The 25,854-nt window shown below is 67.9% G+C and carries 19 protein-coding genes; 11 read left to right on the top strand and 8 right to left on the bottom strand.

The genetic code is table 11. The annotated features are described in order from the left end of the window. Nucleotides 1-9: 9 nt before the first annotated feature. The gene (locus tag ACZF5Y_RS06080; protein ID WP_497534919.1) at nt 10-465 is read left to right on the top strand and encodes a hypothetical protein; all 456 of its coding nucleotides are present in this window, start codon (nt 10-12) and stop codon (nt 463-465) included. Nucleotides 466-499: 34 nt separating this feature from the next. Here ACZF5Y_RS06080 and ACZF5Y_RS06075 read toward each other — a convergent pair whose 3' ends face one another. The 3 genes from ACZF5Y_RS06075 to ACZF5Y_RS06065 all read right to left on the bottom strand — a co-directional run bounded on the left by ACZF5Y_RS06075 (nt 500) and on the right by ACZF5Y_RS06065 (nt 6,518). Next, the gene (locus ACZF5Y_RS06075; protein WP_497534918.1) at nt 500-1,807 is read right to left on the bottom strand and encodes a pyridoxal phosphate-dependent aminotransferase; all 1,308 of its coding nucleotides are present in this window, start codon (nt 1,805-1,807) and stop codon (nt 500-502) included. Continuing rightward, nucleotides 1,801-5,475: a TM0106 family RecB-like putative nuclease gene (locus tag ACZF5Y_RS06070; protein WP_497534917.1), complete on the bottom strand. Its 3,675-nt coding sequence runs from the start codon at nt 5,473-5,475 to the stop codon at nt 1,801-1,803. The genes ACZF5Y_RS06075 and ACZF5Y_RS06070 overlap by 7 nt, the downstream gene beginning before the upstream one ends. A gap of 77 nt (nt 5,476-5,552) precedes the next feature. After that, a complete protein-coding gene (locus ACZF5Y_RS06065) occupies nt 5,553-6,518 on the bottom strand; it encodes an IclR family transcriptional regulator (RefSeq protein WP_497534916.1) in 966 nt (321 codons plus the stop codon). Between the two features lie 187 nt (nt 6,519-6,705). Between ACZF5Y_RS06065 and fae the strand changes: the two genes are divergently transcribed. From fae to ACZF5Y_RS06045, 4 genes are all read left to right on the top strand, one after another. Beyond that, entirely contained in the window at nt 6,706-7,236 is a 531-nt protein-coding gene (gene fae, locus ACZF5Y_RS06060) for a formaldehyde-activating enzyme (RefSeq protein WP_497534915.1), read from the top strand. Beyond that, nucleotides 7,223-8,188: an NAD(P)-dependent oxidoreductase gene (locus ACZF5Y_RS06055; protein WP_497534914.1), complete on the top strand. Its 966-nt coding sequence runs from the start codon at nt 7,223-7,225 to the stop codon at nt 8,186-8,188. Before fae ends, ACZF5Y_RS06055 begins: the two co-directional genes overlap by 14 nt. Continuing rightward, a complete protein-coding gene (locus tag ACZF5Y_RS06050) occupies nt 8,185-9,654 on the top strand; it encodes an NAD-dependent succinate-semialdehyde dehydrogenase (RefSeq protein WP_497534913.1) in 1,470 nt (489 codons plus the stop codon). The genes ACZF5Y_RS06055 and ACZF5Y_RS06050 overlap by 4 nt, the downstream gene beginning before the upstream one ends. Nucleotides 9,655-9,733: 79 nt before the next feature. After that, nucleotides 9,734-11,122 (top strand): MFS transporter, encoded by a 1,389-nt coding sequence (locus ACZF5Y_RS06045; RefSeq protein WP_497534912.1) that lies wholly within the window; start codon nt 9,734-9,736, stop codon nt 11,120-11,122. Here the strand turns inward: ACZF5Y_RS06045 and ACZF5Y_RS06040 are convergent. Then, a complete protein-coding gene (locus ACZF5Y_RS06040; RefSeq protein WP_497534911.1) occupies nt 11,119-12,411 on the bottom strand; it encodes an ATP-binding protein in 1,293 nt (430 codons plus the stop codon). The two genes, ACZF5Y_RS06045 and ACZF5Y_RS06040, sit on opposite strands and share 4 nt — an antisense overlap. Before the next feature lie 337 nt (nt 12,412-12,748). Between ACZF5Y_RS06040 and ACZF5Y_RS06035 the strand changes: the two genes are divergently transcribed. The 3 genes from ACZF5Y_RS06035 to ACZF5Y_RS06025 all read left to right on the top strand — a co-directional run bounded on the left by ACZF5Y_RS06035 (nt 12,749) and on the right by ACZF5Y_RS06025 (nt 16,790). Further along, nucleotides 12,749-14,368 carry a DEAD/DEAH box helicase gene (locus ACZF5Y_RS06035; RefSeq protein ID WP_497534910.1) on the top strand — a complete coding sequence of 540 codons (1,620 nt, stop codon included), beginning with the start codon at nt 12,749-12,751 and terminating at the stop codon, nt 14,366-14,368. 178 nt (nt 14,369-14,546) lie between these two features. Beyond that, a complete protein-coding gene (locus ACZF5Y_RS06030) occupies nt 14,547-15,800 on the top strand; it encodes an MFS transporter (RefSeq protein WP_497535304.1) in 1,254 nt (417 codons plus the stop codon). Nucleotides 15,801-15,902: 102 nt separating this feature from the next. Beyond that, a complete protein-coding gene (locus tag ACZF5Y_RS06025) occupies nt 15,903-16,790 on the top strand; it encodes a DUF4349 domain-containing protein (protein WP_497534909.1) in 888 nt (295 codons plus the stop codon). Nucleotides 16,791-16,794: 4 nt separating this feature from the next. Here the strand turns inward: ACZF5Y_RS06025 and ACZF5Y_RS06020 are convergent, their stop codons facing one another. The 3 genes from ACZF5Y_RS06020 to ACZF5Y_RS06010 all read right to left on the bottom strand — a co-directional run bounded on the left by ACZF5Y_RS06020 (nt 16,795) and on the right by ACZF5Y_RS06010 (nt 20,176). After that, nucleotides 16,795-18,159 (bottom strand): flavin monoamine oxidase family protein, encoded by a 1,365-nt coding sequence (locus ACZF5Y_RS06020; protein ID WP_497534908.1) that lies wholly within the window; start codon nt 18,157-18,159, stop codon nt 16,795-16,797. Then, nucleotides 18,111-18,563, bottom strand: a complete 453-nt coding sequence (locus ACZF5Y_RS06015; RefSeq protein WP_497534907.1) for a hypothetical protein — start codon at nt 18,561-18,563, stop codon at nt 18,111-18,113. The genes ACZF5Y_RS06020 and ACZF5Y_RS06015 overlap by 49 nt, the downstream gene beginning before the upstream one ends. Before the next feature lie 92 nt (nt 18,564-18,655). Continuing rightward, nucleotides 18,656-20,176: an APC family permease gene (locus ACZF5Y_RS06010; RefSeq protein WP_497534906.1), complete on the bottom strand. Its 1,521-nt coding sequence runs from the start codon at nt 20,174-20,176 to the stop codon at nt 18,656-18,658. Nucleotides 20,177-20,294: 118 nt separating this feature from the next. Between ACZF5Y_RS06010 and ACZF5Y_RS06005 the strand changes: the two genes are divergently transcribed. Both ACZF5Y_RS06005 and ACZF5Y_RS06000 read left to right on the top strand, forming a co-directional pair. Further along, the gene (locus ACZF5Y_RS06005) at nt 20,295-21,200 is read left to right on the top strand and encodes an alpha/beta hydrolase fold domain-containing protein (RefSeq protein WP_497534905.1); all 906 of its coding nucleotides are present in this window, start codon (nt 20,295-20,297) and stop codon (nt 21,198-21,200) included. Nucleotides 21,201-21,388: 188 nt separating this feature from the next. Beyond that, on the top strand, nt 21,389-22,747 hold the full coding sequence (locus ACZF5Y_RS06000) for an NAD-dependent succinate-semialdehyde dehydrogenase (RefSeq protein WP_497534904.1): 1,359 nt from the start codon (nt 21,389-21,391) through the stop codon (nt 22,745-22,747). 113 nt (nt 22,748-22,860) lie between these two features. Here the strand turns inward: ACZF5Y_RS06000 and ACZF5Y_RS05995 are convergent, their stop codons facing one another. Continuing rightward, nucleotides 22,861-24,765: an FAD-dependent monooxygenase gene (locus tag ACZF5Y_RS05995; RefSeq protein WP_497534903.1), complete on the bottom strand. Its 1,905-nt coding sequence runs from the start codon at nt 24,763-24,765 to the stop codon at nt 22,861-22,863. A gap of 152 nt (nt 24,766-24,917) precedes the next feature. On the opposite strand from ACZF5Y_RS05995, the gene ACZF5Y_RS05990 reads away from it, so the two are divergent. Next, the gene (locus ACZF5Y_RS05990) at nt 24,918-25,721 is read left to right on the top strand and encodes an IclR family transcriptional regulator (RefSeq protein WP_497534902.1); all 804 of its coding nucleotides are present in this window, start codon (nt 24,918-24,920) and stop codon (nt 25,719-25,721) included. Nucleotides 25,722-25,854 lie beyond the last annotated feature (133 nt).

Below are 25,854 nucleotides of genomic sequence, written 5' to 3'. Positions count from 1 at the left end.
CTGGATCCCATGGATCTGAAGTTCTCATTCGGAGGGGCGTCGCCCGATCATCACCACGGTGATGACGGCGGCGCCCCTTCGGGCATTCCCCTCCCCTTCACCACGGTGACCCCCGGTTCGACCAGCACCGTACTCGACGCCTCGGTTCGCCGCGATGGCGGTCTGGTGATCGGCGAGATCATCACCGGCGACGGCGTGACCTACGCTCGGGCAGAGGTCGAAACCGCTGCGGATGCCGATGGGGCGATGCTCGGCAAGGCGGTGCGGTCAGCACTGGCTCGCGCCGTGGCGACGCTCGAAGGGCCGCTCGCCGAGTCGGTGACCGCCGTCGTCATCGACCTCGGGCCGACGGGTGCCGATGCGCTCGCCTCACTCGGCATCGACGCGGAGCAGCCGGTGGTCACCGATCAGCTGCAGAGCCGGATCGGCATCGCGACCGGAACGCCGATCCGACTGGCGGCCTGACCAGCGTCTGAATACGTTGGCCGGGCGGCCGACGTCAGCCGCGTTGGAAGCGGAGGATGCGCTCGAGCGCTTCCGCGACGGCTGATTCTCCGGCCGCATAGGAGAGCCGGATCGATCGCGACCCCCCGATCGGGTCGAAATCGACGCCGGGAACGACCGCGACGTCAGCACCGCTCAGCAGTTCACGGGAGTAGGTCACCGAGTCCGTGAATCGATCGAGCTGCGGGCCGAGTTCGGAGTAGTAGTAGAACGCTCCGTCTGAAGGCGCAGCAACACCCCAGTCGAGGCTCGACTCGGCGTCGAGAATCAGTTGGCGGGCTCGGCCGAACCCGGCGACGATCGCGTCGCGCTCTGCGTAGCTTTCGGGCGTGAACGCGGTGAGGGCGAGCTCTTGTGCGGGGGCGGGGGGCGACAGCGCGAAGTTCGATGCGAGGGCTTCGAACGGTGCGATCAGCGAGTCGGGCAGCAACGCCCAGCCGAGTCGCCACCCGGTCATGCCCCAGTACTTCGAGAACGAGTTGATGACGATCGCTTCCGCGTCGAGTTGACGCGCGGTCACGCCGCGCGCATCCGCGCTTCCGGGATCGGCGAACGTGATGCCGTGATAGATCTCGTCGCTGACGAGTCTGACGCCGCGCAGCGAGCACCAGGCCACGAGTGCGGTCAGCGCCTGGCGATCGAGCATGGTGCCGGTCGGGTTGGCGGGAGACGCCAAGATCAGCCCGGCCAGGTCGCCGCGCTCCGCGACCGCCTGGTCCAGGAGTGCGGGGGTCGGTTGGTACCGCGCCTCCGGGCCCGCGGGAATCTCGACGACCTCGACTCCCAGGGCCGTCAGGATGTTGCGGTAGGCCGGGTACCCCGGGCTCGCGAGCGCCACCCGGTCGCCGGGATCGAAGGCCGCGAGGAACGCGAGCTGGAAGGCTCCCGAAGACCCGGTCGTGATCGCGACCGATGCCGGGTCGACGTCGACTCCGTACCACTCCCGGTAGTGCCCGGCCACGGCTTCGCGTAGCGGTGCCGTGCCCAGCGGGCCGGTGTAGCCCGCCGGGCGCAGCGTGCCAGGTACCGGTCGCGCACTGGGCTCACCCGCGCAGAGCGACACGACGTCGCGCCCCTCGGCTCGGCGCTGGGCGATCTGCTCGGTGATGCGCATGACTTCGAACGCGGGAATGGCAGACCGGCGAGACACGCTCGGGGGTACCGCGACACGGCGCAGGCCGCCTGCGGCGAGTTCGTCGGCGTCGGCGGATGCCCGACCGACCGCGGGATCTGCGCCGCCGCCAGGCAGCGGGGGCAGTCCGCGTGACGGCGGTGTCTTGAAGGGACCTCCGGGATTCACCATGCCTCCACGTTAGCGGCGTGCGCGCGTTCCACAAGACGGAGATACCCCGACAAAGCGCTCACGCCTTCGGCGCTCGTCGGCAGCCCGTCGCCAAGGCGATCCGATGACACGAGATGAGCGGACCATTGCGCGCGACTGATCGCCACGTTGAGTCGATTGCGCATCAGGAGGAACTCCAGGCCGCGCGGCACTTCGGCGGCACTCGACGCCGCGAGCGTGACAATCGCGATCACCGCTTCCTGCCCTTGGAACTTGTCGACGGTGCCGACGCGCACCTCACCCAGGCCATGGGCGCGCAGCGCATCGCTGACGCATTCGACCTGCGCGTTGTAGGCGGCGACCACGATCAGGTCGGCGGCGGTCAACGGCCGTTCCGGCGCTCCGGCCTCGCGCAACCGGCCCGCCAACGCCGCTCGCACGGTCGCGACAACGGTTTCGGCTTCTTCCGGTGATGAGGTCGCGTTGCCGAAGTGCCGCACCGGGTGCCAGTGCAGCCCGGCGGGGCCCACTCCCATCACTTCGCGCCGCGATGCACTGGGATGCGCGCGGAGGCGCCCCTCGTACGCGAGCTCCGAGACGACGTCAGCGAGTTCGGGCCGCATGCGCCGCGTCTCGGCCAGGAAGTACCCCAACTGCTCGGGCAGCGTCTCGTGGTCGCCGACGAGCCAGCCGAGTGCCGAGGTGTCGACGGGCTCGGGGTGCGAGCCCTGCGAGACCTGCGGCAGCTGCTGCGGGTCGCCGAGCAGGAGGAGTCGCCGCGCGGCGACGGATGCCGCGATCGTCGGCGCGAGGGAAAACTGGCCGGCTTCATCGACGACGAGCAGATCGAGCTGCTGCCGACCCACGCGATCTGCATTGCTGAAATCCCAAGCGGTGCCGCCGATGACCGCTCCGCGGCCTGCCCGCTGGTGCCCGGCGAGAAACGCGGCTTGCCCCCCGCTGCGCAGCGCGGTGAACGGAAGTGCGGCGATGTCTGCGGCAGATGCACCGCGCTGCGTCGCCTTGCCGACGAGCCCGGCCGGCAGCCCTGCCGACACGACACCGCTCAACACATTCTCGACGACCCGATGAGATTGGGCGACGACCCCGATCGACCAGCCGTGATGCTCGACGAGGTGCGCAATGACCCGCGCGGCAAGATACGTCTTGCCCGTGCCGGGCGGCCCCTGCACGGCGAGCGCCGAGCGGTCGAGCGCGCGCACGGAGGCGATGACGGCGCCGATGCGGCCCGCTTCGGCGTCACCACCGACGAGCTCGATCGCCTCCGCTGAACGTTCGGAGACGAGTTCGGCGCCGCCACGCAGACGCGGCGGTTGACGTCGCAGAAGATCGACCACGGGGTCGGCGGGGAAGAATCCGGCGTCGAGCGAACGTGCCAGACCCGCACCCCACTCCTCGATCGCGCCTTTCTGGGCACCCGCTCGAGGCGGAGGCCCCGGGGTGAGCGCCACGGGCAGGTCAGAAAACGGCTCGACGCCTGCGGGCACCGTTTCTCGGATCACCGCACCGTCATCTCGGCCCTCGATCACCGTGACCTGACGGGCACCTCGCGCCCCGGGCGCGGCACCGTACTGCGGGAAGGGCGCCGGATAGGCGTACACGGCAAACGCATCACCGTCGTCTCGGAAGCGCGACCCGGGAGCCGCAGCACCGGCGAGTTGCACGTGCCTGCGATCGCTACGGGCGCGCGGAGGCGTGTGCCAGGCTTCGACGACCCGACTCCGTTGCGGGTCAACGATGAGCACATCTCGCGTGTCGGCCCAGTCGTCGACCGGATCGATCAACCGGGCGAAGTGCGCCCACCAGAACGACTTCTGCTCACGCTCGTGATAGTCGATCGCGCTTGCGGCGATGGCTGCCGCAGTGCGGTCGCCGGGCTGCCCGTCGCTCGCGAGACGTTCCGCGTGCGCGGCAAGCGCCACTCCGGTTGCGCTGAGGTCGAGCTGTGGCCCGCCTGCCTCGGCGAGCGGTACCGGTGTATACGGGGTGACTGCGTGAGCCTGGGCAATCTCGAGCAACCAGTTGCGCAGGTGCAGTGTCGAGACGCAATCGTATGCGTTGTAGTCACCGATGGCGTCCATGCGGCGCTGGCCCTCGGCACGGGTATCACTGTCGGCCGAGCTCAACTGAGCGCTCGCTTCGGCGTATTCGGTGACTGATTGGGCGCCCGACGTGACCCCGTCGGCATCGCGGAGCGCATCGCCCATGTAGAGCGGTTCGAGCTTCTTGATGGAGTAGGAGCGTGTGCCAATGCGCAGTGCTGCGCGCACCACCGGGTAGAGGTCGACCAGCACATGGTCGCGGAACAGTGCGTCGACTTCAGCCTCACCGACGCCGTGCCGGGCGGCGATCGATGCCAGGTGCGTGCGCTCGTAGGCGGCGTAATGGTAGATGTGCATGCCCGGGAACCGACGGCGACGTTCGGCGATCAGCTCCAGAAATTGCTCGAGCGCCTCGCGCTCTGCATCGAGGTCGTGCGCCCAGAGCGCGGTGAACTGCTCGTCGACGTCGACCATGCCGAACAGGTAGTCGATGCCCCAGCGGGCTGTGCCATCGGGGCCCGGAGCCCGGTACAGCGGATCGCCCTCGAAATCGAAGAAGAGATCGCCGGCATCCGCGGCGGGGATCGCGGCGAGCGCCGACGCGTCGACGATGGCAACCGGAGGCGGCGCGTCTGCGGTGACTTCGCACTGCAGACGCGCCTGCTCGGCGAGTCGATGCAGTATGGGTGCCGCCACCCCGGGAACCACCGATTCGGAGCTCGGAGCCGACTCGGTGAGCGCTGCGACGCGCTCGAGCGAATCGAAGCCCGCCGCGACGAGCGCATCGCGCTGCGCCGCGCGAATGCCTGCGATGAGCAGCGGATCGCGGGTGCGTTCGATCTCGGGCTCGCACACCTCGCACCGACCGCAAGCAACGACATCGAGCGACCCCCAGGCCACCGGTGGCGCTGATGAGATCTCGCCGTCATGCCCGCGCGCGATCGCGCGCTCCGCAATGAGCGCGTGCAATCGCTCGCGGCGCGCGCGGAACACCGGGGCGATGTCGGCGAGGCGATGACGCGACTGGGCGCCGTCGCCCAGAATGAGCACTGCGCTGTCATGCACGGGGACCCCGACCCGTTCGAGCTGCTCAGCATATGCCGCGAGCTGCATCAGGGCCGTCACCTTTGCGCGCCGAGCGAGTTTCGTGTCTTGCACCTCGAATCGGCCATCGGGGCGGCGTCTGAGGAAGTCGGCGAACCCCACGAAGCCGATCTCGGGAACATTGTCGTGGGCGGGCCGTTGCGCAGGGTCGAAGAACGTGGCCTGAAAGACGACATCGGCACCGCCGAGCAGCGCGTTGACGGTCGCGAAGGCGACCTCGGAGAGGTGCTGCGCCGACATCGATGTCGGGCGCGGAATTTCGACAACGCCGCCGGCGCTCCCGACGGAACCAGGCCCCAGTTCGGCGAGATACGCCTGCAGCACGCGTGCTTCGTGCGCGTCGCCCAGCTGGGCGGCACGACGCAGCATCGGGTCGTCGTCGGGCGGCACGACCACATCGCGCCCGAGCTTGGCGTCGAGCCGACGCAGGAACGCGAACTCGCAGATGCTCGCTGCGGTGAGGTCGCTGGCGCTGGTGACCAGCCGATAGCCCGACCCGTCAGGGTGCTGCTGCACGAACACACGCGCTCCTCTCGTCGATCACGCATCCGATGAGAGACGCGAGGCGCACCCCGAACACGGGGCCGCTGCACTCGACGCTACCGCGCAGCACCGACATTCGTGCGCGCTGCCGCGTCGCCACCGAGCGTCTGCGAGAGCGCCGACCCGGCTTGCCGAACGACGGCTCCGAGCGCATCGAGCTTGTCGCCGAGCCGCTCTTTCGGCCCGCTGACGTTGACCGCGGCAACGATGCGTCCGGTGTGATCGCGCACCGGTGCGGAGACCCCGACGATGCCGGTTTCGAGCTCCTCGTCAAGCAGTGCGTACCCGCACCCCCGAATGCGTTCGATCTCGGCTTGCAGACCTGCATAGTCGGAGATGCGCGAGAGCGCCGGGGGCTCGTCGAGCAGGAAGAACGGGTTCGACTCGCGCCCGAAGACTTGGTCATCGATGACGGTGCGATCCTGCCCGTGCGCCCGGTACCAGGCGTGCAGAGAGGGCTCATCCCAGTCACTGACGAGCACGCGGCCCGATGAGGTGCGCCAGGCCGCGGTGACCGTGCCCTCCCACCCCGCTGATCGGAGCTCGTGGGGGCTGAGTTCGCTCGCCAGCGTGAGTACGTTGCCGTGCGCGAGGACGCAGAGGTGCGCGGTCTCGTGGGTGGCGCGCACGAGACCGCGGAGCACCGGGCGTCCGCTCGCGACCAGTTGCGCTTCAGATGATCGCGCGGCGAGCGCAAAGAGCCTCGGGCCGACCGAATATCGACCCGTGCGGGCGTCGCGAGCCGCGAGCCCCGACTCGGCGAGCGTGGCGAGCGCGCGAGATATCACCGTTTTGCTGCGTCCGGTGAGGCGGGCGAGGTCGGTCACCCCGTACCCGCCGACGCGAGCGGAGCCGTCGCTCGCGAGCAGTTCGAGCAATCGGATGTCTCGGCCGAGCCCTGCGGAATTGGTGCGCCGCGCATCGGCGCCGGTTGGGGCGACGGCCTCGCGGGGTTGCGGATCAGCGGGCGTCGATGCGCTGGGCGTCGATGCTCGTGGCGGCGTCGCATTGGGCTCGCTCACGTCGCCCTCCTCTCAGTTCGCACCTCAGCATGCATCACGGTACCGATATGCGCAACTCTGTTTGCGCATATCGGCGATCAGTTCTTATCGTCATCCTCACTGCCGCACGCTCGGCAGACGAGATCGAAGCGCAGGGCCTCGGCACCTGCGCGCCCTCACCACCCGATTCCCAGACAGCGAGGTCCCCATGGACACGGTTCAGCTCGGCGAATGCTTCGTCGGCAGCGGCGTCAATGCCGCACACATCAACACGGTCTTCGGCGACCGTCGCGGCGCGGTCGGCACCGCGTGGGCGACCGCGCTCGCGTCGCCGAGCGCCGGCTTCGTGCCGTTCGTCGCGGTCATGCAGCCGTCCGTTCCGGTGAAGCCGATGACCCTGTTCGTCTCCAAGGCCGCGCCCGAGGGCGACTTCCACGGCACCGCGATCTGGGGCCCTGCGCAGGCGGGAGTCGCGGCAGGCGTCGCCGACGCCGTCGCCGAGGGCGTGATTTCAGAGGAGTTCGCAGACTCGCACGCGCTCATCGTCGCCGTCTGGGTGAACCCGGGCACCGATGACCACGACGAGATCTACCGCAACAACCGCGAGGCCACCCGCAAGGCGTTGATCGCCGGCGCCGAGAACACCCCGCGCCCGGCCGATGTCGTCGCACTCCGCAATTCCTCGTCAAATCCCTTCTACACCCCCAGCGAGGAGGTGGCGAACAGTGTCGCACGCTGATCTTCGCACCACTGAGAACACCATCGTCGGCTTCATCGGCCTCGGCAACATGGGGTCGGGCATGACCCGCAACCTCCTGAAGGCGGGGTTCCGCCTCGTCGTCACCGACGTGCGCCGCGAAGCCGCTGCCGATCAGCTCGCCGCCGGAGCCGAGTGGGCCGACACCGCCGCCGACGTCGCCCGTCGCAGCGACGTCGTCATCACGATGCTGCCGACGCCGCGCATCATCGAGGCCGCACTGCAGGGCACCGACGGACTGCTCGCCGGGCTCTCGCAGGGCAAGACCTGGATCGACATGTCGACCTCCGTGCCCGACGTCGCCAATCACGTGCGCGCCGAGGCGGCCGAACGCGGCATCGAGATCGTCGATGCCCCGGTGAGCGGCATGTCCGTCGGTGCGGCGAACGGCGCCCTGCAGATCTTCGTCGGTGCGACCGACGACCAGTTCGCCTCCCTGTTCCCGGTCTTCGAGGCGATGGGTGATCCCGAGCGCATTCTGCACGTCGGCCGCCCCGGCGCCGGCTACGCCGTCAAGCTCATGATCAACCAGCTCTGGTTCTCGCACCTCGTGGCGACCGCAGAGGTTCTGGCGATCGGCACGGCAGCCGGAGTCGAACTCGACGTGCTGCGCCGCTCACTCATCGCGAGCCCCGCGAACAGCAATTTCTTGGAGCATGACGTACGGTCGATTCTCGACCACGGCGACTACGACGAAGGGTTCGCGATCGCCCTCGCCTGCAAGGATCTGGGTCTCTCGATCGATCTGTCGCGCTCGGTGGGCATTCCCGCGGAGCTGTCTTCGCTCGTCGAGCAGATCTATCGCCGCGCGAAGCGCAGCTACGGTGATCGCGCCGGCGAGATGACCCCGTTCAAGCTGTATGAAGATCTGCTCGGCGCCGAGCTGCGACTCCCGGCCGGGGCCGACGCCGCCTCGGCGGAGGCGGCCGCGTGAGCGCGGCCCAGCTCCCCGCGGGCACGCCGACACAGCTGCTGATCGGTGGCGAATGGCGCGACGCGAGTTCGGGATCGACCATCACCGTGGTGAACCCGGCCACCGGGGCAGCCCTCGCCTCGGTCGCCGACGCCAGCGTGGCCGATGGTGCCGCTGCGCTCGATGCCGCGGTCGCTGCGCAGGAATCCTGGGCGGCGACGCCGCCCCGCGAGCGCGGTGAGATTCTGCGCCGTGCCTGGGAGCTCACCATTGCGCGCCGCGACGAACTCGCCCGCATCATCACGCTTGAGATGGGCAAGCCGCTGGCCGAATCGGTCGGCGAGGTCGCGTACGGCGCCGAGTTCCTGCGCTGGTTCTCGGAGGAGGCGGTGCGCATCGACGGCCGCTACACGCTCTCCCCCGACGGCCGCAGCCGACTGCTCGTACTGCACCGCCCGGTGGGCCCCAGCCTCTTCATCACCCCGTGGAACTTCCCGCTGGCGATGGCGACGCGCAAGATCGCTCCGGCGCTCGCGGCCGGCTGCACCTCGGTGCTGAAGCCCGCGTCGCAGACGCCGCTCACCGCGCTCGCCTTCGCGGCGATCCTGCTCGAAGCCGGCGTCCCCGCGGGCGTCGTCAATGTCGTTCCGACGTCGCAGGCGGGCGCGGTCACGGGCCCGCTCATCACCGACGACCGACTGCGCAAACTCTCGTTCACCGGCTCCACCCCGACCGGCAAGCGACTCATCCGCGACTCCGCCGACCAGGTGCTGCGCGTGTCGATGGAGCTCGGGGGCAACGCCCCGTTCATCGTGTTCGAAGACGCCGACGTCGATGCGGCCGTCGAGGGAGCGCTCGTCGCCAAGCTGCGCAACGGCGGCGAGGCGTGCGTCGCAGCCAACCGCATGCTCGTGCACGAGCGCGTCGCCGAGGAGTTCTCGCGCAAGCTGATTGCACGTATGGCCGGTTACGTGCAGGGCGACGGTCTCGACGCCGACGTCACCATCGGCCCGCTGATCGATGAGGCCACTCGCGCCAAGGTGTCGGGGCTCGTCGATGAGGCGGTCTCCGAAGGGGCAACCATCGCGCTCGGCGGGGCCGCGCCCTCGGATGCGGCGGGGTACTTCTACCCGCCAACGGTGCTCACCGCAGTGCCCCAGCACGCGCGCATCCTCAGCGAGGAGATCTTCGGGCCGGTCGCGCCCATCGTGACGTTCGCCGACGAGTCGGAGGCGATCCGCCTCGCGAATGCCAGCGAGTACGGGCTGGTCGCGTTCGCCTACACGCGCGATCTCAACCGCGCGCTGCGATTGGCAGAGCGTCTCGAGACCGGCATGTTCGGCCTCAACACCGGGCTCGTTTCGAACCCCGCTGCACCGTTCGGTGGAGTAAAGCAGTCGGGTCTCGGCCGCGAGGGCGGCGCCGAGGGCATCGGCGAATTCCTGGAGACCGTGTACGTCGGCATTGCGGATCCCCTCGCCTCGTAACTCGCCATCGTTCGACCGGCCCGGAAGCCCGCGCTCCCGGGCCGGTCGACTATCGTCAATGACGCCGAAAGCGAAGAACATGACTCAGACCACACCAGCAGCGCAGACGCAGACCGTCGATTTCGATCATCTGCCGCTTAACCGATTCCACTTCCGCGTCACCGCGCTGACCTTCGGCGCGCACTTCAACGACGGCTTCGCCGTGGGTATCATCGGCATGGCCATCGTGCTCGTCGGCCAGCAGGGTGCCATGGAACTGAATGCCTGGTGGACGGGTGCGCTCGGCGCCGGGGCGCTCTTCGGACTCTTTGCCGGGGCCATGCTCTTCGGCTCGGTCGCCGACAGATGGGGCCGCCAGAAGATTTTCACGATCAGCTTCGTCGTCATCACCGTTGCGACGCTCGCGCAGTTCTGGGTGCAGGAGCCCTGGCAGCTGCTCGCGTTGCGCATCATCCTCGGTCTCGGAATCGGCGGTGACTACGCCGTGGGCCACGCGATGCTCGCCGAAATCCTGCCGCAGAAGCGACGCGGTGAAATCCTGGGGTCGTTCTCGGTGATCTGGACCTTCGGGTACGTGCTCGCGACGATGCTCGGCATCTGGTTTATGCAATCCGGCATCGAGGATGCGTGGCGCTGGATGCTCATCGCGCCTGGCTTCATCGCCGCCATCGTGCTGGTCGCCCGTATCGGCACCCCCGAGTCGCCGCGCTGGTTGCAGCGCGAGGGGCGCGATGCCGAGGCGCGCGCGATCCTCGACAAGCACTTCGGCACGAACGTCGTGATGCAGCGCGAGGTCGAAACCGAGGCCGGCGGCTTCTCGGCGCTCTTCAGCCGCAGGTATCTGCGACGCACCCTCTTCAACTGCATCTTCTTCGCCTGCATCGTGATGCCGTACTTCACGATCTACACGTTCTTGCCCAACATCCTCGACAGCATGGGCCTCTCGAACCTCGCGAGCACCGGCAGCGGCTACGCCGTAGAGGTGTACCTCAACGTCTTCCTGCTGGCCGGCGCGCTTGCCGGTATCTGGGCGACGGCCAAGTTCACGCGTCGCGGGTTCCTCATCGGATCGCTCATCGTGCTGACCTGCTCGCTCGTCGCACTGGCGCTCGTGCCGACCGCTGCCACTGTCGTGTCGGTTGCGCTCTTCGCCGTCTTCACGTTCGTGCTGTCTGCCGTCTCGAATCTCGTCGGCGTCTTCCCCGCGGAGAGCTTCCCGACACCCGTGCGCTCCTCGGGCATCGGGTTCGCCACGGCGATCAGTCGACTCGGGTCGGTCATCAGCACATTCCTGCTGCCCGTGCTCATGGCGTCGTTCGGAGTCGGCCCGACCATGCTCGTGCTCGCCGGCGTACTGGCCGTCGGGCTCGTCGTGTCGGTGCTCTGGGCGCCCGAGACGAAGCATCAGTCGCTCAGCGACTCGGGTCTCGTCTCACTCCCGGAGCTGCGGGAGACCGACGCCCACTAGAGCCGGGCGAGCGTGTCGATGTCTTCGAGGAACGCAGACTGCTGTTCCTCGGAGACCGTCGCACGGGTCACGGTGAGCGCGGCCAGGTAGTCGTCACTCGTGAGGTCGGTGCGGGATCCGGTGGCCTGAGCCGCCCCCGCACCGCCCCGAAGCACTCGTGCCAGGGCGTCTTGCGAGGCGCGCCGAGCCGCGTACTCGATATCGGCGGGGGTGAGCCCGTCGCTCTCGTCGACCAAACGAGCGAAGTCGATCGCCCCCGCAACGCCGCTCGGCACGTACCTCCGCCAAATCGCCTCGCGTGCCTCTGCATCGGGCAGACCAATCGGCAGCACATAGTCGAATCTGCCGTGACGCAGGAACGCGGCGTCGAGCGCGCGCACGAAGTTCGTCGCGCAGACAAGCAGCATGCCCTCGCGATCGCGGAAGTCGGCGACGATCTTCAGGAGTTCGTTCGTCACTCCCTGGGTCGGCGTCGGCGGGTCGCTGCGCTGCGACGCGATCTCCTCGACCTCATCGATGAAGACGACGCCGTGCTCGAGTTCCGCGATCTGTTCGAACACGCTGCGCAGCGACGACGCCATGCTCGTGGAACCATCGCCGAGGCGCGACGGGAACACCTCGACGAATGGCCAGTCGAGCCGCGAGGCCACCGCTTTCGCGAACGTGGTCTTGCCGGTTCCGGGCGGCCCGAACAGCATCACCGCGTGGGGCGGCACGACCCCGTATCGATCGGCGAGGTCGGGCTGCGCGAGCGGCGCGACCAGACGCTCTTCCAGCAGCTGCTTCTCGCGGCGCATGCCCGCAACCTGCTCCCAGAGGTGGCGTGGCAGCATGCGCCCACCCAGGTCTTTGAGCACCTCCAGTTCGCGCCGTTGCACAGGCATCTGCCGCTCGAGGTAGCGGAGGTTGTGCTGCAGCTGGAACCCGTTCGCGGTGAGCAGGTCGATGCGACTGCCCTCGGGCATGAGCACCGACAGCGTGCCGAGCCCGAGCGGCGCCATCTTGCGCTCGAGCGCGTCGAGCAGCGCCCCCGAGATGTTCTCCGTGCGCGCGTTCTCATCGACACCGAAGAACACGATCCATCCCTGCGCATGTGCGGCACGACCGACCGCCGCCGCGACGATGCGATCGTCTCGGACGGCGACCATCGCGTGGTCTTCCCGGCACGACGCTGTGACCTCGGCGAGCGAGTAGACGGGCTGCTCCGACGTGGAGCGCGCCTCCCACCACAGCCGAACAACGGCGTCGAGGTCGTCGTCGTGGAATTCGCGGATCGTGATACGAGTCATGCGCTCATGCTGGCAGAGCCGATCCGACCGCAACATGCGCTCTCGGCAACTTGTGGACGAAAGTTCGCGGGTTTTTCCGCCTGTGGAAAGTTCCGCCAGGATGACGGCTCAGGGTCGCCTCCGCTAGACTGGCGGTTGCGAGTCGGCCGTGCCGGCTCGTGCGTCGCTGATTCTCAGCAGGCGGCGGCCCGTGAGCGGCTGCCAGACCTCCGACTCTCCGCGGCGAACGGATGCGCAACCGCGCACTCGCCGACATTGCCGCGACGCTGCTCGTCTCGCCCACCGCACCGGTGCTGCGCGACTGATGCACGCTCGCGCCTGTGCACGAAAGGTCCCCGTGACCGAACAGACCACTCCTCAGACGCCCTCGTTCCTCGAGCTCGGTGTCCCCGCCCCCATCGCCGAGGCACTCGCGAAGAACGGCAAGTCCGCTCCCTTCCCGATCCAGCGCGATACCCTTCCTGACACCCTCGCCGGCCGCGACGTGCTCGGCCGCGGCCGCACCGGCTCGGGCAAGACCATCGCATTCGGCATCCCCCTCGTCGCGAACCTCGCAGAGGGGGCCGCCCAGAAGCGTCGCCCGAACCGCCCGCGCGCCATTGTGCTCGCGCCCACGCGCGAGCTCGTGACGCAGATCGCCGAGACGGTCAAGATGCTCGCCGACCCGGTGGGCGTCAAGGTGACCACCATCTTCGGCGGCGTGCCGCAGCGTCGGCAGGAAGTCGCCCTCGAGGGCGGCATCGACATCGTCGTCGCCGCTCCCGGCCGACTCGACGACCTCATGAAGCAGCGTCTCGTCGACCTCAGCGGCGTCGAGATCACCGTGCTCGATGAGGCCGATCACATGGCCGACATGGGCTTCCTGCCCGTCGTCACCCGTATCTTGAACGCGACCCCCAAGCAGGGCCAGCGCCTCCTCTTCAGCGCGACGCTCGATAACGGCGTCGACAATGTGGTGAAGAAGTACCTGCACAACCCGATCCTGCACTCGGTCGATTCAGCCGAGTCGCCGGTGCCCCAGCTGACGCACCACGTCTTCGAGGTCGCCGGCAAGGAGCAAAAGGAAGCGCTCATCGAGGCGCTCGCCTCGGGCACTGCGCGTCGCATCTTCTTCACCCGCATGAAGCACCAGGCGAAGAAGCTTGCCAAGCAGCTCACGGCCCGCGGCATCCCCGCGGTCGAACTGCAGGGCAACCTGTCGCAGAATGCGCGCGATCGCAACCTCGCCGAGTTCGTCAGCGGTGACGCCAAGGTGCTCGTCGCCACTGACGTCGCCGCCCGCGGCGTGCACGTCGACGGGGTCGATCTCGTCGTGCACATCGACCCCCCGGTCGAGCACAAGGCCTACCTGCACCGTTCCGGTCGCACGGCGCGCGCCGGCAACGAGGGCGATGTCGTCACGCTCGTGCTCCCCGAGCAGCGAGGCGAGATGCGCCAGATCATGCGCGCAGCAAAGATCAACGTCAAGCCCCGCTCGGTGAACCCGAACTCGGCAACCGTCGACCCCGAAGTGCTCGAACTGATCGGCGAGGTCGCGCCGCGCGTCGACGCGCGAGAGACCGAGCGCAAGCGTGCTGAGGCTCAGGCCGCGCAGCAGCGGGCCGCCGGCCACAACCCTGCTGGGCAGGGTTCGAGCACGGGCGCCAATGCGAAACGCAAGCGCAGCCGCGGCGGCCGCGGCCGCGCCTCGGGCACCGGCAGCGCCGGTGGTCAGGGTGGCCAGCAGCAGGGCCAATCGGGCGATGGCCAGGGCCGTCGTTCGGGCGGCCAGGGCCAGGGCGGCCAGCGTCGCCGCCAGGGCGGGCAATCGCAGGGTGAGCGCGGCGACCAGCAGCGCAGCCAGGGCGGCCAGGGCCGCTCGGGCGAACAGCGCGGCGGGGGCGACGGCGCACGTCGTCGCACCGGTCGTCGCGCTCAGGGCGGCGGCAGCAGCACGGTGTACTCCACCAGCAGCTGAAGCCGCTGCGGCGGCCCGTTGCGCCGGTGACCTCGACGCCGGGCGAATCCTCCTGTGAGATGATTCGCCCGGCGTTGTTCGTTGGTCCCCCGCTATCCATAACCCCAGGCACACTTCGCCTCGGATTCGCGTGATCTTCACCTACTCGACGCACGAAATCGGCAATCACCAGCGCGAATTGCGCGGATTTCACGCGTATACTCGCCTGATGGGCGTTTATCGTGATTTGGGGCGGAACCCGGGGGTGTTCCGCGTTTTGGGCTCGCAGCTGCTGGCTCGTTTTCCGTTCGGAATGCTGTCGATCATCGTGCTGCTTCACATTCAGCTCGCCTACGGTGACTACAGTTCCGCTGGGCTCGTACTCGCGACGCAGAGCATCGGCCAAGCAATTTCGGGCCCGCTGAGCAGCCGTCTGATGGGGCGCTGGGGCATGCGCCCGGTGCTGACGGTCACCTCGATCGCCTGCGCCGTGCTGCTCGTGCTGATCGCCATCGTGCATCTGCCACTGGTCATCGTCACCGGCATCGCGCTGCTCGTCGGTCTCTCGACCCCGCCGATCACGCCGGCAGTGCGCACCCTCTACCCGAAACTCGTTCCCGGCAAGCAGCTCTCCGCGCTCTTCTCGCTCGACGCATCGGCGCAAGAGATCATCTGGGTCGTCGGCCCCGTTGTCGCGGTGTTCGTCACTTCCCAGTTCTCAACGACCGCTGGGCTCTGCGTGGCCGCCGGCTTCATGCTGTTGGGCGGCGCGTGGTTCATCTCGAGCCCGGCTCTCGGCACGGTCGTGCTGCCGCCGTCGAAGCGCGGCCTCGGCGCTGTGCTGCGATACCCCACCGTGGTCATCTCGACCGTCATCGGCTTCTTCCTCGTCGCCTCGTTCGCCGCGATCGAAGCCGGCATCGTCGCCGCTTTCGCTGGACCGCACGGTGGTCACGGCAGCATGGAATCGGGAATCGTGCTCGCGGTGTTCGCCGGCGGTTCACTCGTCGGAGGCCTGCTCATCGGCCATCGAGAGATGCGGCCCTGGTCAACAGCGCTGCGCCTGCTCGTCGTGCTCGTCGGTACGCTTGCGTGCCTCGTCAGCCTCAACATCTGGTGGCTCAGCGCGGTGCTCTTCATCGGCGGGCTCGGCACAGCGCCGACGTTTGCGGCGATCTCGACCATCGTGAGTTCCACCGTGCGCTTCTCTGAGACGGCGGAGGCCTACGGCTGGATTGGCACCGGCCAGCTCGTCGGCGTGGCGATCGGTTCGGCGCTCGCCGGAGTCGCGATCGACGCTGCGCAGGCACAGGGCGCCATCCTCGTATCTGCGACGCTGCTGCTCTCCGGCACGATCGTCGCACTCGCAACGATGAAGTGGATGCCCGATCTGCGCGGCCGTTCGATCGAGCCGCCCACTGAGACGGGCACGCTCACGATCCCGCTCCCCTGATCCGGCCGAGTCAGGAGACGCATCGGTAACGATACGGCCACGCGCAGTATTCACACAGCCACGCACGCTCGACAGCGAGAAATTCGCCTCTATCGTGTGACCATGCACCTCCGTCGATCACTGCCCGCGCTCGTCGCGGCCGCGCTCATCATTGCTCCGCTCACCGCATGCACGGCGTTCGGCCCGTCGAGTGCCTCCGATGCCTCGGCCGCCGGCGGCTCGACAGCGCTCCTCGACCAAGCCTTGCCCGAGGGCGGGGTGCAGAGCGGCAAGCAGAGCAGCGAACCGAGCAGTGCTGCAGATGCCGCTGGTGAGTCCGTGATCGCGACCGGCGATCTCACGATTGAGATCGCCGACCCCGAAGACGCGGTGGATCGCGCACGCGCCGCAGTTGCAGAGGTCGGGGGCACGATCGAGTCCGAGAACCTCACGCGAGGCGGCGATGGCTTCTCGGAGAGCGCGAGCTTGACGGTACGCGTCCCCGCCGATCGCATGGATGATGCGTTCGAGGCGCTCACCGGCCTCGGCGAGGTTGTCTCGCAGAATCGCTCATCGGTCGACGTCACCGCTCAGCACGTCGATCTGCAGGCGCGCGTCGACGCGTTGCAAGATTCCGTCACACGACTGACGCAGCTGATGCAGGGCGCGGCGTCGACGAGTGAGCTCATCGAAGCGGAGACTGCGCTATCACAGCGCCAGCAAGATCTCGATGGGCTGCAGGCGCAGCTCGATGCGCTCGAGGATCAGGTCGACCAGTCCACGATCTTCGTCACGATGACAGCGCCGAGCACGCTGCCCGGCGGCGGGCCTCAGAACTTCTGGGAAGGCCTGGTCGCGGGGGTCGGCTCGCTCGGAGCCGCCGGTGCCGGCGCACTCGTGGTGATCGGCGTGCTGCTCCCCTGGCTCGTGCTCGGCGGCGCCGTTGCGGCCATCGCCTGGTGGATCGTACGCTCGGTGCAGCGACGCCGAGCACACGGACGCGAGTCGTAGCAGGCTAATCGGTGGTCGACGTCGGCACCTCGGGTGCGAGGGCCGCGAAGTCGAGCGCGCTCCCGAGAATGCGTTCAGCGGCACGGTGCCCAGACCGCAACGCCGCGGTCACGGTCGCCGGATCCTCCGTCCAGGTCGCCTCGCCGGCGAGGTGCAGCACGGCACCGGCACCCGATGCGTCACCGATCGGCGTCGCGAGCAGATCGTGCTCCTCCGGTCGCGCCCCGGGCGTCATGAACGCGTACGATCCGCGTGCAAACGGATCGTCGCGCCAGCGCGACACGCGCACCACATCGGGGTCGGTGACGGCGACACCGTAAATCTCACGCAACGAGGCAAGCACCGATGCGGCGATCTCGTCGTCGCTCCACTCACGCGTCGCCTTCGCGGCAGGGCCGGCGGCGAACGTCAGCAGGGTCGGCACCCCGTGCAGCCCGGTGAGGTCGTACCACGAATGCCACCACTCCGCCGCCGGCCCCTGTCGACGCACCGCATACACGCGTTCGTCCCAGAAACGCTCCGAGAAACGGAGAAACACTTTCTCGAAGTCGTTCATCTCGAGCCCGGCGAGCGCGTGCGCTACCGGTTCGGGGAGCGCCGGCTCGATGACGAACGCGTCTGATTTGAGCACGCCGACCGGCACGGTCACGACCGCACGGTCGGCGGTGAATTCGGCACGACTCGTGGTGATCCTGACCCCACCGCCCGACCAGTCGACGCGCTGCACCACCTGTTCGAGCCTGATGTCGAGATTGGCACTGAGCCCGTGCGCCAACCGGTCGTACCCGTCAGGAAAGACGACCTCGTCGCCGTCGACCTGATCATCGTCGAGCCCGTGCGCGTCTAGCCGCTCCGCCGACGCGCCGTACTGCTCTTCGGAGCGGTGACGCAGAAACTCCCGCACGCGCGCGCTGCGTTCGTCATCCCACGCGAGTGCGGCGAGGGTGCGGTCGATCGCGTCGGCGTAGCTGGCCCCGGCTTCGGCCGCTGCGATCGTCTCTGCAAGTCGCGCATCCGCTGCGTGCACGTCTGCAATAAATGCACTGGTCTCCGCTGCCGTGAGCGGAGCTCCATCGACGCCGTAGTAGACGATCGGCCGGCCGCCCGGCTGATAGCTGCCGACCGTGAATTCGACCGCGCGCATACCGAACGCGCGCACCACATCGTAGAGCGGATTGTCATCGATGCCATGAATCCACGAGGCTCCGACGTCGGTCGTGACCCCCTCTGAGTGCTCGCTCCACGTGCGTCCGCCGATGCGATCGCGCGCTTCGAGCACGACCACCCGCTGCCCGGCGAGCGCCAGAAACCTCGCCGCAGTCAGGCCGGAAACCCCGGCTCCGACGACCACCGTGTCGAATCGCTCCATTGTGACCTCCCGTGCCCCGCTGCGAGACGCCGCGCACCCCGCTCCTTCGCGTGGTCCTCAGGATAGCGGTGCGCTGCAGTCGAGCGGGAGTGCCCGGCCGCGTCGGCGAGCGAGACCGCAGCCAGTTCACCCGCGAGCGCATCGAGCCTCGCGCAGAGCTCCGCCTCGCGCTCGCGGTGCTCGGGCCGCCGACGCAGCCACGGAGCGAGCAGTCGAGTGACGGCCGGCATCATGACCAGGGTCATGATCGGCGCGACCACGGTCACCACGATCGCCGATCGAGCGGGAATCGCGACCCCGCCCCACCACGGCAGCATCGTAATGACCCACGAAGTCGCCACGTTCACCGGGTACATGCCGATCCAGATCGACAAGACCTTCTTCATCTGCAGCCGCTCACCCATGCGTCTATTTCACGGGAGACGCGTTACGGGGCCGTCACAGGTCGCGTGCGACTCCGTGAAGACCCCGTAACGGTTCGGGCGCTCAGGCTGGTTTACTCGTCGGGAACGAGGATCGGGGTGTCACGGTTGAGACTCTCGCGCCGGAAGTAGGGCTTGGAGTTCGGCCGCAGCCACCAGATGCCGAGCAGCACGAAGCCGAGCAAAATCGCCCCGACGCCGATCACGAACGCGCCGCCGATACCGAAGATGACGGTGTAGCTGTAGTCGACGCTGATCATGTCGATGCACGACTGCACGAACGCGTAGGCGAGCAGGATGCCGCCGAGAGCCGGCAGGATGCCCCGCATCCATAGGTTGCGGGCGCTGTCGCGCAAGGTGTCGCGGAAATACCAGACGCAAGCAAACGAGGTGATCGCGTAGTAGAGCGCGACCGCGAGGCCCATGGAGGTGAGCGAATCGGCGAGCATGTCTTCCGACAGGATCGACATGCCGACGTAGTAGACGATCGCCGCCGCACCCATCACTGTGGTCGAGAACCACGGCGTCTTGAATTTCGGGTGGAGTTCGGCAAACTTCGCGGGCAGCGCCCGGTAGACCGCCATCGAGAGCGTGCCGCGCGCGGTGGGCAAAATCGTCGTCTGCGTCGACGAGGCCGCCGACAGCATCACGCCGAGCAGCAGGAACCAGCCCCACGGCCCGAACAGCGCGCCGCCCAGCACCGTGAAGACATCATCGAGGTTCGCCTCATTGGTGAGACCGAAGCCGGTGTCTCCGAAGCCGGCGAACATCATCACGGCGATCGAGATGCCGACGTACAGCACGATGAGGATCACGATCGTCGAGATCGCCGCCCGCCCCGGGGTCTTCCGCGGGTTCTTCGTCTCCTCGTTCAGCGCGAGGCACGTATCCCAGCCCCAGTAGATGAAGAGCGCGAGCAGCACGGCTTCCATGAAGCCCGACCACGATGTCAGCTCGCCCGGATTGAACCACTGCCAGTCGAAGGCGATCGACCCGGCGTTGCTGCCGTCGAGCGCGTGCCAGAGCGCCAGCCCGCCGAACAGCACCATCGCGACGATCTGGATCGTCATGAGCACCATCTGCAGGCGCTCGCCGATCTGCACGCCGATGGTGCTCACAAAGGTCATCAGCGCCATGAAGACCACCGAGGTCGCCACGACGATCACGCGGTTGTCGGCGAACTCCTCGTTGCCGAGCAGCAGCCAGAAGTACTTTCCGGTGATCTCCCCGACGTTGGCGAGCACCATCACCGCCGACACCGCGACCGCCCAGCCGCCGATCCACCCGGTGATCGGGCCGAACGCCTTGGCGCCCCACACGAACGTCGTGCCGCAGTCGGGCATCTCGCGGTTGAGCTCCTGATACGCGAACGCCGCGAAGACCATCGGAATACAGGCGACGACGAACACGAGCGGCGCCTGCGCGCCCACCGCGACGATCACGTAGCCGAGTGTGGCCGCGAGCGAGTAGAGCGGCGCGGTCGAGGCGAGCCCGATGATGGTCGAGCCCACGACGCCGAGCGCGCCCTGATTGAGTCCCTTGCCGACGTGGATGTGTCCGGTATCCGTGGCATTACTGAGCGTGTGCTTCGCCATTGCAGGCTCCTCCTCGATGAGGTTCGGTACGTCAGCGCTCATCCTATACGCGTCGCGGAAGCTGGCGGAGGGGCGGATGATCCTGCGAGGATGGCGGCAGCCGACCCGAGGAGCCCCGTTGATCCTTCCCGATGCCGCCGTCCCCCTGCTCTTGAAAGCGCTGCGCGCGAATCGCCCCTTCGTTACTGCGCAGGGCGCGCGGGATCGCATCGCCGAGCGCGAGCTGCGTCCCGCGAGCTACGCACCGCCGCAGAAGCTGCCGCACGGGGTGCGGGTCGCCGTGGCCCGGTCGGCCGGCTGGCCCGTGTATACTGTCTCGCCCGCGACGAACGCTCGGCCGAACTCGTCGCGGGCCGTCATCGCGTACGTGCACGGCGGCGGCTGGGTCAATGAAATCTCGGGGTTTCATTGGAAACTCATCGCGCAGCTCGCGCACGAGGTCGAAGCCGACGTGTGCGTCCCCATCTACCCGCTCGTGCCGTTCGGTACCGCGGCCGAGTCGAACGACGGCGTCGTCGCACTCGTCGAGCGGCTGCGCGCCGAAGGTCGCACCGTAGGCCTCGTCGGCGACTCCGCCGGCGGGCAAATCGGGCTCTCAGCAGCGCTCACGCTGCGCGACCACGGCTTCCATCTGACGCACACCGCGCTCATCTCCCCCGCGCTCGACCTCACCTGGGCGAACCCGCGCATTCCCGAGGTGCAGCCCGACGATCCGTGGCTCGGGGTGCCGGGCGGCGAGGTGCTCGCCGAAGCGTGGCGAGGTGAGCTGCCACTCACCGACCCGATCGTGAGCCCGCTCTTCGGCGACCTCACCGGTCTCGGCCCCGTCAGCGTCTACACGGGCACCCACGACGTGCTCTACCCCGACGCGCACGTGCTCATCGAGCGACTCGAAGCGGCGGGCGTACCGCACACCCTGCACGAGGTCTCGGGCCAGGTGCACGTGTACCCGCTGCTGCCCACCCGCATCGGCGCCGCGGCACGACACAACCTGGTGGCGGAGTTGCGCACGGCGTTCCGGTGATCCGCCATTCGCCCGGTCACCAGTGACAACTGATTTCGCAGTTTCGAGGCACATTGACGCGCGAAATGCTCAGCGAAACCCCGGCTTATTCGCATGATTTCGACACGTCGGGCGGTAGTGCTCGGTGGTCAGGGTGTGCGAGACTGGGCGTGCACAAACCCCGACGATCACTAAGGAGTGAGTCACCTATGAGCACGTTCGCCGTCATCAATCCGGCTACGGGCGAGACAGTCGCCGAGTACCCCGACGCGACCGCAGAGGAGATCGAGGCCTCGCTCGCGTCGGCCCAGGAGGCCTACCAGAACTGGTCGCGCAAGACCACGGTCGCCGAGCGCGCCGCCCTCGCCAAGCGGGCCGCAGAGCTCTTCGACGAGCGCAAGGACGAGCTCGGTGCGATCATCAACCGCGAGATGGGCAAGCCCCTCGATCAGTCGATCGGCGAGGCCGAGTTCTCGGGCTCAATCACCGCAGCGTTCGCCGACAACGCCGAGAAGTGGCTGGCCGATGAGCAGCTCGAGGTCGAAGACGGCTTGAAGTCGTTCTTCCGCTTCCAGGGCACCGGCGTGATCCTCGGCATCATGCCGTGGAATTACCCGTACTACCAGGTCGCGCGCTTCGCGGTGCCGAACCTGATTCTGGGCAACACGATCGTGCTCAAGCACGCCGCGCAGTGCCCCGAGTCGGCACTCGCACTCGAGCAGCTCTTCCTCGACGCCGGGTTCCCGAAGGGCGCCTACGTCAACGTGTTCGCCACGCACGAGCAGCTCTCCGACATCATCGCCGACGACCGCGTTCAGGGCGTCTCGCTGACCGGTTCGGAGCGCGCAGGTGCGATCGTCGCCGCTCAGGCCGGCCAACACCTGAAGAAGTGCGTGCTCGAGCTGGGCGGCTCCGACGTCTTCCTCGTGCTCGACACCGACGACCTCGACCACGCGGTCGAGCACGCCGTGGGCGGCCGCATGGAGAACACCGGGCAGGCCTGCAACGGTTCGAAGCGCATCGTCGTCATCGACTCGCTCTTCGACGCATTCGCTGAGAAGTACAAGGCAGCCATCGGTGGCCAGTCGTACGAGGCAGGCGACTTCGGTCCGCTGTCGTCTGCGGCGGCGACCAGCACCCTGACGAAGCAGGTGCAGGGCGCGATCGATCAGGGCGCCGAGGTGCTCGTGGGCAACAACACCCCCGACGGCAACCTCTACACCCCGTCGATCATCACGAACATCACCCCGGCGATGGACGTGTACAGCCAGGAGCTGTTCGGCCCCGTTGCGCAGCTCTACAAGGTGTCGAGCGATCAGGAGGCGATCGATCTCGCCAACTCCTCGCCCTACGGCCTCGGCTCGGTCATCATCTGCGACGACCTCGATCGTGCGGAGCAGGTCGGTAACCAGCTCGACGTGGGCATGGTGTTCATCGGCGGCGCCGGCCTCGAGGGTGCTGACGTACCCTTCGGCGGTGTCAAGAAGTCGGGCTACGGCCGTGAGCTCGGCAAGGTCGGCATGCTCGAGTTCGCGAACAAGAAGCTCTTCCGCTTCGCCGCGAAGTAAGCCGTTCGGCTGCTGACTCGTGCAGTGGCCAGCATGGCTGAGGCCCCCGGATCCGATGCGATCCGGGGGCCTCAGTTGTACGCGCGGTGCGGCACAGGTGAGCGCGGTGCGGGTCAGCGCTCGAGCAGGAACCCGGCGAAGTACGCTGCGACACCCGCCGGATCGTCAAGCGGCAGAATCGCTGAGACGTACTGATCAGGGCGCACGATCACCACGGCACCCTCGCGGCTGATGCCCCGGGCATCGAAGATGTCGTCGTCAGCGTGCGCTGCGTAGACCTTTTCATAATCGGTGAGGCCGAACGGGCCCGACGCGGGCAGGAAGAGCTTCGAGACGCGCTCAAGATCGACGCCGTGGTGGTGCTGCTGATACACGGCCTTGACGTCGAAGATCGCATCGATATCGGCTCTTTCCGGCGTGAATCGGGCGAGCGGGGAATCGGCGGACTCGAGCATCCAGGCCGCCCAGGCGTCGAGCCGCTCGCCGGAAGCGTCGGCGAACGCGTAGACGCGGAATCGACCGTCGGCGCGGTGGTGATGACCGAGATGGATATCGACGGCATCCGAGACCCGCGTGGTGAGCACGGATTTAAAGCGCTTGCCGAGCGTGAAGCCGCTCGCGAGTTCCTGGTGCGCATCGTTCCCGATCAGGATCGAATCGGTGTACTCAGTCATAAAGCCGGCCGGGAACTCGGCCGTGCGTACGTAGAACTCCTCGACCTCGCCGGGGTTCTCGAACTCCTCGGGCTTCTTCGCCATGAGCGTCGACCACTCGTGATCGAAGTCGATGAGGTTCTTGGAGGTCACCCAGCGCTCGTCGGAGTACGTCTGCAGCAACGACTCCGGGCTGCGGCCCTCGAGCACGTAGCCAAGCTTCCAGCCCAGGTTCCACCCGTCTTGCATCGACACGTTCATGCCCTGGCCGGCCTTGGCGCTGTGAGTGTGGCAGGCATCCCCCATCAAGAAGACACGGCCCTTGCCGTCGGGCGACGTCGCGGCGTCGTCGAAGCGGTCGGTGAGCCGGTGCGCCACCTCGTACACGCTGTGCCAGGGCACATCTTTTACATCGAGCGTGTACGGGTGCAGGATCGCGTTCGCTCGGGCGATGACGTCGTCGAGGGCGGTGCCGCGCACCTTTCCCGCATCGTGCTCATCGGTTTCGCCCAGGTCGACGTAGATGCGCGCGAGGTGGTTGCCCTCGCGGGGGATGTGCAGGATGCTGCCCGCCTGCGAATGGATGATGCACTTCTTGCGGAAGTCGGGGAAGTCGGTCACAGCCAGCACGTCCATGACGCCCCACGCGTGCAGCGAGGTCGAGCCGGCGAGCGAGCCGCCGATGGCGCGGCGCACGTTGGAGCGGGCGCCGTCGGCGCCGACCACGTACTTCGCGTGCACGATGACGGTCTCACCGGCGTCGTCGTTCGTCTTCTCGGCGTTGATGCCGGCGCCGGTATAGCCCGTGATGCGATGGAGGGTCACCGTGACCGGGTACTCCCCCTCGCCGGTCACTTCGAGACCCACGAACTCGTACCCGTAGTCGACTTCTCCGCGGGCCGGGGCGCGACGCGCGTACTCGGCGAAGTAGTCGATGACCCGCGCCTGATTCACAATGAGGTGCGGAAACTCGCTGATGCCCTTCGGATCGTCGGGCGTGATCGAGCTCCGCACAATGTTCGCCGGGTTCTCGGGATCGGGGCTCCAGAAATCGGTCTCCGTGATCCGGTAAGCCTCCTGCGTGATCTGCTGCGCGAACCCGAACGCTTGGAAGGTCTCGACGCTGCGCGCCTGGATGCCGTCGGCCTGACCCAGCACGAGGCGACCTTCGCGACGCTCGACCACGCGCGTCACGACATTCGGGAACTGCGCGAGCTGAGCTGCGGTGACGATACCGGCGGGGCCCGAGCCGACAATCAGCACGTCGATGTTCTCGGGCAGATCTGCGGGCCGGTCGAGGCCGACTCCGGCCGCGGGAAGGATGCGGGGGTCGGTGGACACGTACCCGTGGTGGTGGAACTGCACTGTTTCTCCTCACTGCCCGGCGGTACAACCGCTGGGAGCGTGTTCCATAATTGAACACGCAGTCTGAATACTGCACAGAAAGAATATGCGTCGAGCGCGCCGCGCGCAATACGAGCACCGAGCTTCGGCACCGGATCCTGGAGAATGGAGCCATGACCCCTTCGAGCGAAGCTGCATCACCCGACCGGGTGAGCCGTGACCCCGAGTCGAGCAGCACCGCCGAAGCGACCATCGCCGCACGCGCCACCGCCGCTCCGGGCTCCGCGACCGCGGGCTCGCAAACACTGACCCGCGGCCTCCGCGCCCTCGAACTGCTTGCGGAAGCCGGGGCTCCGATCTCGATCGCAGAACTCGCCTCCGGCCTCGGCGTGCACCGCTCGAACGCCTATCGGATCCTTCGCTCGCTCGAGGAACGCCGCTTCGTCGCGCGTGACGAAGCGGGCCTGATTCGTCTGGGGCCCAAGCTCATGGTGCTCGCGCGCGGGGTCGCCCCCGCGCTCCACACGGCGGCAATGCCTGTCATCACGGAGGTCGCCTACGAGCTCGGCATGACAACGTTCGTCACCGTGCTCGATGCCGACGAAGTGGTCACCCTAGTGACGGCGGAGCCCTCGAACGTCGCCGCGACGATCGCCCGCAACCCCGGCGTGCGTCACCCGCTGCACCGCGGTGCCCCGGGTCACGCGATCGAATCTTCGCTCACCCGCGCCGAACGCAAGGCCTACCTCGGCGAACCAGAGATGAGCCGGGCTGGCAGCGAGGCGCGACGCAACGGCTACGCGATCAGCCGAGCAGAGGTCATCGACGACGTCACGGGCATCGCCGTGCCCCTGCGCATCGCGGGTGAACCACCAGCCGCGATCGCGGTGGTGCACTTCAAAGTCCCCGAGACGATCGGCGAGGTCGTCGACGCACTCCAGGAAGCCGCAGAACGGATCGCGCAGAGCTACCGCTAGCCCCGGCAACATCGTTGGGCGCCACCGCGCGCCATCAAGCGCAGTGCTGGGTTCGGCGCGCGATCCGCCAGTATGATGAGTTCGTCCAGTTCGGTCGGTTCACACCGACCCGGCCGGGGAAGGCGCTCGAAAA

This window comes from Leucobacter sp. WKLB1 (genome assembly GCF_059696215.1).
This window is presented reverse-complemented; position numbering and strand designations above follow the sequence as displayed.